Origin of the sequence: Bacillus arachidis (assembly GCF_030285945.1) — a bacterium.
GTDB lineage: Bacteria > Bacillota > Bacilli > Bacillales > Bacillaceae_G > Bacillus_A > Bacillus_A arachidis.
On sequence record NZ_CP127376.1, the window covers coordinates 563967 to 576754 of the forward strand.

The 12788-nt window shown below is 34.6% G+C and carries 11 protein-coding genes; 5 read left to right on the top strand and 6 right to left on the bottom strand.

Annotated features, from left to right (window positions below; translation table 11 throughout):
* Positions 1 to 27: 27 nt before the first annotated feature.
* Genes QRY57_RS04580 through QRY57_RS04605 form a run of 6 tightly spaced genes read right to left on the bottom strand, consistent with a single transcriptional unit; the run spans position 28 to position 6473 of the window.
* The gene (locus tag QRY57_RS04580) at positions 28 to 1173 is read right to left on the bottom strand and encodes a hypothetical protein (RefSeq protein ID WP_090693035.1); all 1146 of its coding nucleotides are present in this window, start codon (positions 1171 to 1173) and stop codon (positions 28 to 30) included.
* Complete coding sequence (locus tag QRY57_RS04585) at positions 1170 to 2507, bottom strand: F390 synthetase-related protein (RefSeq protein ID WP_286016755.1); 1338 nt, start codon at positions 2505 to 2507, stop codon at positions 1170 to 1172. The genes QRY57_RS04580 and QRY57_RS04585 overlap by 4 nt, the downstream gene beginning before the upstream one ends.
* A complete protein-coding gene (locus QRY57_RS04590; RefSeq protein ID WP_286016756.1) occupies positions 2500 to 3351 on the bottom strand; it encodes an MBL fold metallo-hydrolase in 852 nt (283 codons plus the stop codon). The genes QRY57_RS04585 and QRY57_RS04590 overlap by 8 nt, the downstream gene beginning before the upstream one ends.
* Positions 3348 to 4334, bottom strand: a complete 987-nt coding sequence (locus QRY57_RS04595; protein ID WP_286016757.1) for an NAD-dependent epimerase/dehydratase family protein — start codon at positions 4332 to 4334, stop codon at positions 3348 to 3350. The genes QRY57_RS04590 and QRY57_RS04595 overlap by 4 nt, the downstream gene beginning before the upstream one ends.
* Entirely contained in the window at positions 4331 to 5494 is a 1164-nt protein-coding gene (locus tag QRY57_RS04600; protein ID WP_286016758.1) for an ATP-grasp domain-containing protein, read from the bottom strand. The genes QRY57_RS04595 and QRY57_RS04600 overlap by 4 nt, the downstream gene beginning before the upstream one ends.
* Positions 5484 to 6473, bottom strand: a complete 990-nt coding sequence (locus QRY57_RS04605; protein WP_090693023.1) for a beta-ketoacyl-ACP synthase III — start codon at positions 6471 to 6473, stop codon at positions 5484 to 5486. Before QRY57_RS04605 ends, QRY57_RS04600 begins: the two co-directional genes overlap by 11 nt.
* Positions 6474 to 7072: 599 nt before the next feature.
* On the opposite strand from QRY57_RS04605, the gene QRY57_RS04610 reads away from it, so the two are divergent.
* The 5 genes from QRY57_RS04610 to QRY57_RS04630 all read left to right on the top strand — a co-directional run bounded on the left by QRY57_RS04610 (position 7073) and on the right by QRY57_RS04630 (position 12511).
* Positions 7073 to 8170 carry an ABC transporter ATP-binding protein gene (locus QRY57_RS04610; protein WP_286016759.1) on the top strand — a complete coding sequence of 366 codons (1098 nt, stop codon included), beginning with the start codon at positions 7073 to 7075 and terminating at the stop codon, positions 8168 to 8170.
* Positions 8170 to 9102, top strand: coding sequence for a carbohydrate ABC transporter permease (locus QRY57_RS04615; protein WP_286016760.1), 933 nt, complete (start codon positions 8170 to 8172; stop codon positions 9100 to 9102). The genes QRY57_RS04610 and QRY57_RS04615 overlap by 1 nt, the downstream gene beginning before the upstream one ends.
* Positions 9099 to 9920, top strand: a complete 822-nt coding sequence (locus QRY57_RS04620) for a carbohydrate ABC transporter permease (RefSeq protein ID WP_286016761.1) — start codon at positions 9099 to 9101, stop codon at positions 9918 to 9920. Before QRY57_RS04615 ends, QRY57_RS04620 begins: the two co-directional genes overlap by 4 nt.
* Before the next feature lie 27 nt (positions 9921 to 9947).
* Positions 9948 to 11324 (top strand): ABC transporter substrate-binding protein, encoded by a 1377-nt coding sequence (locus QRY57_RS04625; RefSeq protein ID WP_286016762.1) that lies wholly within the window; start codon positions 9948 to 9950, stop codon positions 11322 to 11324.
* A 482-nt stretch (positions 11325 to 11806) separates the two neighbouring features.
* On the top strand, positions 11807 to 12511 hold the full coding sequence (locus QRY57_RS04630) for a metallophosphoesterase family protein (RefSeq protein WP_208018378.1): 705 nt from the start codon (positions 11807 to 11809) through the stop codon (positions 12509 to 12511).
* Positions 12512 to 12788 lie beyond the last annotated feature (277 nt).

Consider the following 12788-nt stretch of genomic DNA (forward strand, 5'->3'; position numbering starts at 1 on the left):
TAAGATAGAATCTTATCTCTGTTTTGTTTAAAAACGATATTTTTTTGCCATCGGTTCCATACATGTATTTAATATCCAACTTAAGATTTTCCAGACCTTTTGTTGTTTATGTGGCAAATGTGCATTATATATATAGCTGTATTCAATCTGCTGTTTTGCACCGCGATTTCGTTTGAATTCCCCAGCTCCAGCACTGCAATGACAAATTAAATTTTTTTCGATAGAATCCATTGTAATAAGGAGCGAAAGAATACGATATAAGCCTTGCTGTTGGTCGGAGTTTGTATCATAGCCAAGTATAGGAGTTGTCATAACTCCATCTCTAATAAAATAAGCAATGACACCATCAATTGTATCTCCTTTTTTAATGACTTTTATTTCAAATAAATGATGCTGAAGTGCATTCCATAAATAAGCTGGTGTAAACATTGGATTATGGACGGAATACTTTTCAATATATAGTTGATTGTACAACTTGGAAATTTGTACAATGTCCTCTTTTGTTAATCCCTCATTCGTAATTATTTCATAATTGCTTTTTTTTAATAAATTTTTATCGTTTAATAAGTCTTTTCGTTCTTTTCGGTTCATTTTCTTATAGTGTTTCGGATCAAATAAGTATATGGAACGGGACATAATTTTATTGTAACCTACTGTAGATAATGCTTGTGTAATTGTAGGGTATAATTCGTTATTTAAAGAACGGAATAGAATTGTATGCTCTGGAAATTTCTCAACAAGTAAATTTGTAATCTGTTCGATTTGTTGTTTATTGACAGAATGATAAAGGTTTGTAGATAGCATCCAATTATTTACTACAATTACCTTATTAATATTCGTTCGCCGTAACCAGCTTCCGATAAAATGAATCGGATAGGTTAGTAACTTCTCTAACCACGGTTTTTTTAATTCCCATAACTCTTCTAGTGCATAGGATATGTAATGGGTATAAGGAGAACATACATAAGAGTTTTCAAATTCCTCGTTATTAACAGTAACTGGCAAGATAAGATCATCAATTTCTAATAGAAATAGCTGAGTGTTAACATTTTCAATAAATGCTGTAAGGTCATTTTGTAAGAGGGGCAGGAAGCTGTCTCTTACATATGCTCCATCTTTTTTTGTGGTCCATTCAATGCTGTGTAAGGAATGAACATCATGTAACTTAATCATACATGCTCACCATGCTTTATAAGGCTCTCTATTCTTTTTAATTTTTTATCATATAGTTCAATATCATAATGCGAAAAGAAAAAGTGTGGTACAATGCAATTTTTTGTGCTCCATAGTGTGTTTAATTCTCGTATCACATTTGATTTACATGATTTGAAATGTTCAGGTGGTATTTTAAGTTGAATTTCAATTTCCTCTGTGCTGTGCTGAAGCACTTTAAATTCTTGAATGTCATTGGATGCAAACATAATTGCTCTTCGAATGAAGTCAGGAAAAATAGATACTTCACTCTTATCCAATTCATTTATCCCAATAAATATATCATCACATCGACCATCAATTCGTTCTAAGGCTAAGAAGGGAGAACCACAGGCGCACGCTGTTTTTTTCTCAATTAATATGTCATTGAGACGATAGCGGATTATAGGCTGTGTTTTCCTCATGAAATCAGTAATAATGGGAACGAATATCCCTTTTTCCTGATCTAAGTATTCTTTCTCAATATGAACGAGATCTTCATTGATATGTAATGTACCATGTTTACATGTTGTAGCAAGAAATCCTTCTGTGCATTGGTAAATTTGGTGTACTGTCTGTTGAAAAATTGTACGGATAAACTCTCTATCAATATCTTCAAGTACTTCTGCAACAGAAATAATTTTCTTTGGACAAATCTTAATAAGCCCTTCTTCTTGCCAATGTGCGATTTTTCGCAACATTGAAGGGGGAGCAACTAAAATAGATGGATTTACTTCATTTAGTCGAGTGATATGTTGTTGAAAGGAATCTAGTAGATCGAAAAAATGAAATGAAATGCGCTTGTTCTTTGTCGTTTCATATAAATTGCTGTTCGCTCGTAAGAAAAAGGCAATTGTATGTTTATGTAGAATGCTAGAAGGAAGCACTTTGCCGATAATAGAACCAGCCCACATCATTTGTTCCTCTTCAGAAACGAGAAAGATTCCGCGATTTCCGCTAGTGCCAGATGATAGTCCAACAGTTATATTACGGATTGTTGGAGAGAAATTTCGGGTCTTTTCCGCTTCAAATGCTATATGAAAGGCCTCTTCCTTTGAAATATCAACCGTATTTAATGTGTCAAAGTGCGCCATCATTACTTTTTTGTCAATGATGGGAAGTGCAGTTAAATTCCCCTTGTGGATTTCTTTTAAAAAAGGGGTATATAACTGGCGATAGAACGGAGACGTTTCTATCGTAAACAAAAGTTGTTTTGTTATTTTTTGCTGATGAAACTGTTCCAATTGCTGGCGATTTGAAAAACGTAAGTAATATTTTGTTTTCAAATATTGCTTTAGAATTTGTAATTTATTCATAGTGTACTCCTGTTTTAATTTTGTCCCATGTGTACTCACAGTGAGTTGGAAGAATTTCAATTTCTGGTGATATTCGCGATAAATGATGTAACTTTTCGATGTTCCGACGATAAGATTTCGTATCTCCAGTTAAAAAATTGGCAACCTTACTTGGAAATACAAGATTCTTATAAGTTTTACTTAGCCACACTGCATCTGCACAAAGAAAAACAATTTTATTACTATGTAAATGGACGAATACACCAAATTGTCCAATTGCATGTCCTGTTAAATCAACAGCGAGTAATGAACCATCACCAAATACATCATAGCCCTCTTCAAACTTTCCATATGTAGGGGGTAGGGTAAGTAATGTGGTTTGATCAATGAATGTCATTCGTTGTTCTAAATCAATTGGTAGCGTATCTTTTAAGCAACCTTTTAATAGAGCACCAAATTTACTTCTTTTTTTTATATCCTCATAAGCTTTCGCGAAAGTTAGTATTTTTGCTTTCGGAAAGTCTGGTAGCCCTGCTGTATGATCACCATGAAAATGAGAAAGAATGATATATTTAATTTCTTCTGGCCGTATGCCATCAAGAATCAGTTGCTGTTTAATAGATTGCTCCTCCGTAAAATGAACAGGGGTAAGTTTAGCATATACAGAGTAAGGAAATTTTTTGGTTGCTTCTTTAAAGTGCTCGGCATATCCAGTATCAAACAAAATATATCCTAAGCTTGGATGTTGGAGTAATCCTACTGTGGCTGGAAAACGTATTTGTTTCCAACTCCCCTTGGAATATGCAATTTTTTCGGGATGTGTGCAATATCCTGTATCATATAGCTTTAAAAACTTGATTTTCATTGTATTTTCCACCATTCTACAAAGTTTGTGATTCCTTCTTCTATGCTGATGTTTGGAGCATAGCCTAGTTCTTTTTTAGCTTTATCAATACTTAAAGTCTGGCTTTTTGAAAGCACACTGACTGTATATTTTGTGAGAATAGGTTCTTTCCCGAATAAAATAGTTTTTGAAATGCCCTCTAGTATAGCAGCAATTGTAAAAGCAGCTTTGTAGGAAATTTTTTTATATTGTACCTCCTTTCCAAGGCGCTTCATTACATTCTCAATTACTTCATATAAATTTACACGTTCGCCATTTGTTATATTGTATTTTTGTCCTAATGTATGCTTAGGCGAATGCATACAAAGAAGCAAGGCATCTACGACATTATCGATATATGTAATATCGACAAGTACATCCTCTGTACCAATTCTCGGTAGAGCGCCTTTTTCACATACTTTAATAAGGCGTGGAAGAATGGCGTTATCTCCTGGGCCAAATAAAGCACGTGGGCGTATCGTGATGACCGGTAACCCATGTTCAAACGCTTGATCAACTGCTTGCTCGGCCATGTATTTTGTTTTCGCATAATGGTTTACAAATGTATTAGGAAGTTTCGCATTCTCTGCTACATCTTGTCGTTCATCATAATAAAAATAAATACTCGGTGTTGATACATGAATGAGGCGCTTTACATCAGACTTTAGACTTCCTTCGATAATATGCTTTGTTCCTAATACATTTGCATTGTAAAAATCTTTATATTTGCCCCAAGGAGAAGAAAGGGCACCGCTATGAAAGATATAGTCTTTATTCTTACAAACTTGTAGAACACTATGCCTGTCTTCCAGGGGACAGTGTACAAACTCAATTCCATTTTGCTCTAATAATTTGCCAATTGTTTTATTTCTTCCGATTGCTGTTACTTCATAGCCCATACTGGCTAATCGAAAAGCGAGTTTTTGTCCTAGAAAACCAGTTCCTCCAGTTACCAGCATTTTCATAACTTTTCACCGTCCCATGATATGTCATATGTTGTTTGCTCCAAAATAGTTCGACCATGTTTATTGCTTTCAAGCCATAGTTTATACATGCTATAGAACTGATAAAAAAATGGTTTCCTATCAGAGGGACTATAAATGATATCTGGATAGGAACATACGACTTTCCACCATCGTTTACGTGTTTGTTTGTTTTTTAAGTAAGGAGGTCCATATAAAAACATTGCTAATCGAATTGCACATTGGGAATCTGGCTTTGGAATTAGCATATTGTTCATTTTTTTATCAAAAAAGGCGGATAATATTTCTTCATCGAATAAATGTAATCCACTTGTGGTACGAGGATTACACTCAATCGGAATAGCATCTCCATCCTCTGTAATTATAAAATCAAAGGCAATTTGCCCAGAGAAATTTAGCTCTTTTACAATATGTTCAACAAATTGGTCAATTTTTGGATGGTTAATATGCTTGAAAGCAATAGTAGCGCCTAAACCAGCCGTGAACTCCGTTTTGTAGACAGAGTGAACTAATACTTTTCCAGCATGTACAACACTATAGGAGCAATGTTGAACTCCTTTTATAAACTCTTGAATGATATGATTTTGCTTGCCCATCGTGATGCCTGCTGCAACATCTTCTTTTGTAATAAACAGTACTTTATCGGAAAAACGAGAAAAAATAGGTTTTAGTACAAAATAAGTGACAGGCAATGTTTGCTGAAGCATTAGCTGAACGGCTTGTTCATTATTTGTTTTATATGTTGCAGGAACTTGCCAACCTAATTTCGTGACTAACTGAATAAACTCCCATTTATTATGGAGTAAGGAAAGTTTGTGAAACTCGTCTACTAATACATGACAAAATCGGCTTAACTCCTGTTTATGTCTAGATATATAAAATACTTCTTCACAAGTAGGAATAAGTAAATCTACATTATGATTTTGAATAATTGATTGTAGTGCATAGATACTTTCATATGTGTTCCATTTTGGAGAAGGAATTTCATAAAAATAATCAGTACTCGTTGACACTTTACTTAATGGATAAGGGATACTATCTGTCATAATGACGGTATGTCCACTTTTCTTGAACAGTCTGCCTAAATGTAATGCTGCTGGTGCGCGTGCCCCTGTGATTAGTACTGTTTTCTTAGTACTCAAGAAGAATGCCTCCGATAGAAAGTCCCGCAGAAGTACCCAATAACAATATTTTATTCCCGCGTTGCACTTTCTTTTGTTTAATGGCTTCGAAAAGAGCGACTGGAATAGATGCAGAAATCATATTCCCATAGTCTTCAAAAATAGTCATAAAGCGATCCTCATCGACACCCAATTTTTTACGAATCAGCTTCATAGCTGGCCCGCTTGCTTGGTGAGGGATAATTAAATCAATATCATCTAGGGAATAACCAGTATGCATAAGCAGTTTCTCGATAAAACCTAACATATATTTAGCCGACAATTTGAAAATTGCTCTGCCATTCATATCAAACAAGAAGTCTTCTTTTCGTTCTTCGCTATATTCTCTAGGGTGAATCATTGTTCCGCCACCGCGAATTTCTGATAGGTGCGCACCAGAGCTGTACGTTTCCATATGGGAAGCTATAATAGAAGAAGTTTGATCGCTTTTTGTTACAACAATAGCGGCTGCGCCATCCCCGAATAAAATGCTGCTTTCGTTTTGTCCCCAATTTAATCCTACAGAAGAAATTTCAGAAGAAATGATGACAGCATTTTTGTATCTCCCACATTCAATTGCATAAGAAATTGTATCAAGCGCTGTTACGAAACTTAAACATGTGGAGTTGATATCAAAACATGGAATACCAGAATGCTGTAGTCCAAGTTGTTCCTGAATTAGTGAAGCAGTAGAAGGAATTGCCTGCTGAATTGTTCCGCTTCCGCAGATGATACAATCGATATCTTCCCATGTTAAGTTAGCATCTGCTACAGCTTTTTTGGCAGCTTCGGCTCCCATATAAGAAGATGTTTCATCGTCAACAAAGTATCGTGTTTTCACCCCGGCCTTTTTTAATGTCCAGCCTTCTGGGACACCTAACATACGATCTATTTCAAAAGAATTTACTTTTCTTTTTGGAAAATATGTACCAATTCCTTTTATTTTAATATATCTTTTCATTCTATATCGCCTCTTAATCTTTTTATAAATTTATAAAATTCTATCATATATATATATTATTATAGATAAAATATGGAAAAAAGTTTTTTTTGAAATTTAGTATTTTTATGTTAATTTGTGGCGTTGTAAGAAAAGGCAGTACGAAATGTATCCTGTTGTAAGTGATGTGATGAATATTGTAAAAAAACTATTAACATGTGATTAACATCTTATTAACAAATCATCAAAACTGACTTAATAAATAAGTAATATAGTAAAGATAACAACGTAACTAGGGTAGAAAACATTTGAGAACACCCGCTTACATATAACAATCCATTTATATTTCTTACATTTACTCTAGTTTATAGCGTTTTAAATGAGAAGAAGATTGTTCTATGTAGGTTGTTTTAGTTTATTTATCTATAAGTATATTTAAATTATATAAAAATCGAGAAAAATCAATGTTTATGGAACCTTTTCCTTATGAATCTACTTGTAGAGAAGTTGTTTTTTAGATGTATTTAAGCCAAAAAAAGAGGTGGGAATTGCAGTTAAAGCGGATTTCACTAAGCTGCTGTGAAGTATGGTTATAAGAACAAAAAAAGGAGTGCAAACTGATGATTGAATTAAGAGATGTATCAAAAATTTATAAAAATTCAAAGGAAATAGCAGTTGAAAATGTTTCGGTGCAGATTCAAAAAGGTGAATTTTTTGTTCTAGTTGGCCCTTCTGGATGTGGAAAAAGTACATTACTGCGAATGATTGCAGGTTTAGAAGAAATTACTTCTGGGGCGTTACTTATTAATGAAAATGTTGCGAATGATTTAGAACCGAAAAATAGAAATTTATCAATGGTATTTCAAAATTATGCTTTATATCCACATTTGACGGTAGAAGAAAATATTTTATTTGGATTGAAAATACGGAAAATTCCGAAAGAAGAACGACAAAAACGACTAGTAGAGGCAGTAGAAATGGTAGGGCTTACGGAATATACAAAATCAAAACCAGGGCAATTATCAGGTGGACAAAGGCAACGTGTGGCGCTTGCGCGAGCAATTGTAAGTCAAGCACCAATTTGTTTAATGGATGAACCACTTTCTAACTTGGATGCAAAGTTGCGTGCACAAATGCGTATTGAAATTAGAGAGATTCAGCAGCGATTAGGTATTACGATGATTTATGTGACCCATGATCAAATTGAAGCGATGACGATGGGAGATCGTATTATGGTGTTAAACAAAGGGAGTATACAACAGGTGGGCACACCGCTGGATATATATAACTATCCTGCAAATGAATTTGTCGCTGGCTTTATCGGTTCACCATCCATGAATATTGGTGATGGAATCGTAGATAAAGGAATGGGGAGCTTACATGTTGATGGGTTACAAATTCCATTGTCTTTTGGACAATTCCAACAGTTTCCAGAACAGAAAGTACGCTTAGGGATTCGTCCCGAGCACATTGTACTAGCTGAAGAGGGTCAAGAAGTTACACTACAATCTGTAGAAGTATTAGGAAATGAAACAATCTTAAATTTTGTAGTAAATGAAAAAACATGGAGTGCAAAAGTAACTGGACAACTTATTTTGAAAAAAGGTAATAAAGTCAAATTACAGTTTCCGGTAGAAAAACTATGTTTCTTTCATAACGATACAAACGAAAGGATTCGATTGGTTGCCGATGAAGAGTTGAAGGCGGTGGCAAAGTGATGATTGAGATAGAAAACCTACCTGTTCAAACAGAAGTTTCAAGAAAGAGGACGTTATGGAGCCGCACGAAAGATTTACGTACAGGATTGTTATTTTTAGCACCTTCCATAGTCTTATTTGCAATCTTTTTGTTTTATCCATTGTTTCGCACTATCTATTATAGCTTTTATTTAACAGATGTTCATGGTGAGGCAAACCTTTTCGTAGGACTTGAAAACTATCAATATTTATTGTCTGATCCAACTTTTTATAAAAGCCTAAAGTCTACTTTACTCTTTGTATTGTATACAGTTCCAACTAGTATTGTGTTGGCTTTGTTTCTTGCATTAATTGCAAACGAAAAAATAAAAGGAATAGGGTTGTTTCGAGTATTATTCTCTTCAACAATGGGAATTTCAGTAGCAGCTAGCGCAGTAATTTGGTTATTTTTATTCCATCCAAGTGTCGGTTTATTCAATAATATACTCGGTTCGATGAATCTTCCTTCAATTGCATGGCTAACAAGTCCGGACTGGGCATTATTTTCTGTATCAGTTACAACTGTGTGGGTAAATACAGGTTTTACATTTTTAGTTATATTGGGTGGTTTGCAAAATATTGATACGACTTTGTATGAGAGTGCATCTATTGACGGTGCTAGTTATTTACATAAACTTCGACGCGTTACATTACCAATGCTATCGCCTACATTGTTTTTTATTATAACTGTTACTTTAATTAGTGCATTTCAAAGCTTTGGACAGATCGATATTTTAACGCACGGTGGACCGAATGATGCAACAAACTTAATTGTGTACTCTATCTATAAGGAAGCTTTTGCAAATCATCAATTTGGCACAGCGAGTGCACAGGCAATGATATTGTTTATTTTTATTTTCATTGCTACATTACTTCAATTTAGGTTTGCGGAGAGAAAGGTGCATTATAAATGATTGCTAAAAGGTGGAAACAATATATTCTGTTATATACTTTGCTTACTATTAGCGCAGTGATGGTCTTTTTTCCAGTTCTATACGCATTTTTGTTAGGGTTTATGACGCCGGAAGATATTCAAATGAGAAGGATGCTTCCGACACAATTTACATTCGATAATTTTATACATATCTTTCAGAAAGTGCCGCTGTTTTCTTATTTATACAATAGTTTTATAGTTTCAACAGGGGTAATGGTCGGACAGCTTGTTGTATCAAGCTTAGCCGCTTATGCATTTGTATTTTTAAACTTTAAAGGACGAAATCTTATTTTCTTTCTGTTTATTTCAACGATGCTTATTCCGTGGGAAGCAACGATGGTACCCAACTTTTTAACGGTACAACAATTTGGATGGATCAATACGTTTACTGGAATGACAATACCGTTCTTTGCAACTGCTTTTGGTATTTTTTTATTACGCCAGCATTTTATGACACTTCCAAATGAGTTGAAAGAAGCTGCTTTTATCGAGGGGATTGGCCATGTGAAGTTTTTATTCCGAGTAGTCATTCCGTATTGTAAAACAAGCTTTATTACGCTTGGTATATATAGCTTTTTAACAACATGGAATATGTACTTATGGCCGCTTCTAGTTACGAATGATGAGAAAATTCGAACCGTGCAAATTGGAGTGAAACAACTTCAATCTCAGGAAGTTGCGACAGATTGGGGGAGTGTGATGGCTGGAGTTACAGTCATTGTTATTCCAACTTTAATTTTATTGTTTTTAGGTCAGAAGCAGTTACAACAAGGTTTAACAAAAGGGGCAATTAAGTAATCATACATGTGAAAGGATGGGAGTAAGATGAGATTTTGGAAAAAAGGTGCTGCTATTATAATGGCAGCGACAATGGCATTATCGACTGCAGCGTGTTCAAGTAGTAAAACAGAGGGGAAATCTGAAGCGAAGGAAAAGATAGCTCCCGTAGAGAAAAGTGGAGACAAAACAGTCATTCGCTTTTGGCATGCAATGGGTGGAAAAACGCAAGGTGTACTAGATGGAATTGTTGCAGACTATAATAAGTCACAAAATAAATATGAGGTGAAGGCTGAATTTCAAGGTTCCTATGAAGAATCTTTAACGAAGTTTAAAAATATAACAGCGTCAAAGGAGTCACCAGCTCTCGTTCAATCTAGCGAAATTACAACGAAATATATGATTGATAGTAAAAAAATTACACCGATTGATAGTTGGATTAAAAAAGATAAATATGATACATCGAAGTTAGAAAAATCGATTACGAATTATTATTCAATTGATGGGAAAATGTATTCCATGCCATTTAATTCATCTACACCGGTATTAATTTATAATAAAGATGCCTTTACGAAAGCGGGACTCGATCCAGAAAAAGCACCGAAAACATACACTGAATTAAAAGAAGCAGCAAAAAAATTAACTGTTAAGGAAGGCGAAAGCGTAAAACAGTACGGTTTTTCAATGTTAAATTACGGATGGTTCTTTGAAGAGCTCTTGGCAACACAAGGTGGGCTATATGTTGATAAGGAAAATGGACGTAAAGATGTGGCAACAAAAGCTGTATTTAATGGAAAAGAAGGACAGAAAGTATTTGATTTATTAGATGAACTGAATAAAGCTGGTACATTAGGAAAGTATGGGGCAAGTTGGGATGATGTTCGTGCCGCATTCCAATCCGGGCAAGTTGCGATGTATTTAGATTCTTCAGCAGGTGTTCGTAATGTAATTGATGCATCTAAATTTAATGTGGGAGTGGCATATATCCCATATCCAGAAGATGTGAAACAAAATGGAGTTGTGATTGGTGGTGCATCACTATGGATGACAAATATGGTTGCAGAAGGAACACAAAAAGGTGCTTGGGACTTTATGAAATACTTAACAAAAGCAGATGTGCAGGCAAAGTGGCATACAGAAACAGGCTATTTCTCTATTAATCCAGATGCATATAATGAACCTTTAGTAAAACAACAATATGAAAAATATCCACAGTTAAAAGTAACAGTAGAACAGTTACAAGCAACAAAACCATCTGTTGCAACACAAGGTGCACTTATTAGTGTATTCCCTGAATCTCGCGATGCGGTTGTAAAAGCGCTAGAAGCAATGTATGACGGAAAAAATAGTAAAGAAGCGCTGGATGAAGCAGCAAAAACAACAGATCGTGCAATTAGTATTTCGAATCGTACAAGTCAAAAATAAAAGAAAGCCGTATCTGTAAAAAAGGATACGGCTTTCCTATTAGGGAGATAAGGGACCAAAAGAATGATGAAACCTTATCTCTCTTTAGGTCATTATATATGGCATAGTAGTTTTCCTCGTTTCTTTATTTGTTTAACTCTATCGCAACTTGTTTTCCGTTTATGAAAACCTCTACCACCGCTACTACAACTTCAATCACTTTTTTCATCTCTCATCTCTCCTTGTTTTTATCGTATTTCTTACTTTAATTATAGTGAAGCATGAGCTTTATAACTATCGAATTGAGTGACAAGAGACTTACAATCTTGTAAGAGAAATTTGGTAGGTTTGTAAGGAGAGCGCTATTTGAGGACTAATAATCAGTGGATGATAAAGCCCCCCATTGATTTATTTTTTGAATGAGGTTTCGGAATATAAGCCAGAAGATTCAGATATGATAAGTTATAATATGGAGTAAGTTACTCTAGAAAGAAGGGGAATATATGCAGAGGTTTCTTGTAATAAGTGATATTCATGGAGAAATAGAGAAATTTGAAAAATTGTTAGTAGAAGCACAATATAATGCAAAACAAGATCAGTTAATTTTACTAGGAGATTACGTTGATCGAGGACCGAATGCAAAGGCTGTAATTGAAAAAGTGATGAAATTGAAAGAAGAAGGAGCTTTTGTTTTAAAAGGAAATCACGAAGATATGATGATTAAAGCATTAACAACCGATGAAGAGCAATTATGGAATCATTGGGTGAAGAGAAATGGTGGGAATAAAACGTTATATAGCTATAACTTTTCAGAGAATGATATTGCTACAGATGAAGAAGAGTTTAAGAAACCTGATTTGAAATCTGAGATACTAGAGAAGCATTTGCAATTTATCCAAAAACTAGAACATTATATCGAAACGGAACAGTATATATTTGTTCATGCTGGTGTAGAACCAACAAAACCAGTTTCTGAATCCGAGCCATACACGTTAATGTGGATACGGAATGAGTTTCATAGTGGATATAATGGTGAAAAGACCGTTGTATTTGGACATACAGAAACCAAGACACTTCATGGTGATGATAATTGTGATGTATATTTTGGGAATAACCGAATTATCGGAATTGATGGCGGGGCAGTATATGGAGGCCAGCTAAATTGTTTAGAGTTACCAAGCCAAATTGTATATGCAGTAAAAGAATAATATAAAAAGAGATAAGGGATCAAAGTAAAGACCAAACCTTATCTCTTTTTACGTGCTTATATAATTTATAAAACCATCACGGAGATTCATTATCGATTTAACTCCATTATAACTTGTTTCCCATTTATAAAAACCTCTACTACTGCCACTACAACTTCAATCATTTTTTTCATCTCTTATCTCTCCTTTGTTTGTTTTCTTATTTCTTACTTTAAGTATAATAGGCAGTAAGTTTCGTAACTATCGAATTAGGTGACGAGGGGATTACATTGTTGTA

Coding starts and splice junctions, on each gene's coding strand:
- QRY57_RS04580 (WP_090693035.1), bottom strand. CDS start 1,173: ATGATTAAGTTACATGATGTTCATTCCTTACACAGCATTGAATGGACC.
- QRY57_RS04625 (WP_286016762.1), top strand. CDS start 9,948: ATGAGATTTTGGAAAAAAGGTGCTGCTATTATAATGGCAGCGACAATG.
- QRY57_RS04620 (WP_286016761.1), top strand. CDS start 9,099: ATGATTGCTAAAAGGTGGAAACAATATATTCTGTTATATACTTTGCTT.
- QRY57_RS04630 (WP_208018378.1), top strand. CDS start 11,807: ATGCAGAGGTTTCTTGTAATAAGTGATATTCATGGAGAAATAGAGAAA.
- QRY57_RS04585 (WP_286016755.1), bottom strand. CDS start 2,507: ATGAATAAATTACAAATTCTAAAGCAATATTTGAAAACAAAATATTAC.
- QRY57_RS04595 (WP_286016757.1), bottom strand. CDS start 4,334: ATGAAAATGCTGGTAACTGGAGGAACTGGTTTTCTAGGACAAAAACTC.
- QRY57_RS04605 (WP_090693023.1), bottom strand. CDS start 6,473: ATGAAAAGATATATTAAAATAAAAGGAATTGGTACATATTTTCCAAAA.
- QRY57_RS04590 (WP_286016756.1), bottom strand. CDS start 3,351: ATGAAAATCAAGTTTTTAAAGCTATATGATACAGGATATTGCACACAT.
- QRY57_RS04615 (WP_286016760.1), top strand. CDS start 8,170: ATGATTGAGATAGAAAACCTACCTGTTCAAACAGAAGTTTCAAGAAAG.
- QRY57_RS04610 (WP_286016759.1), top strand. CDS start 7,073: ATGATTGAATTAAGAGATGTATCAAAAATTTATAAAAATTCAAAGGAA.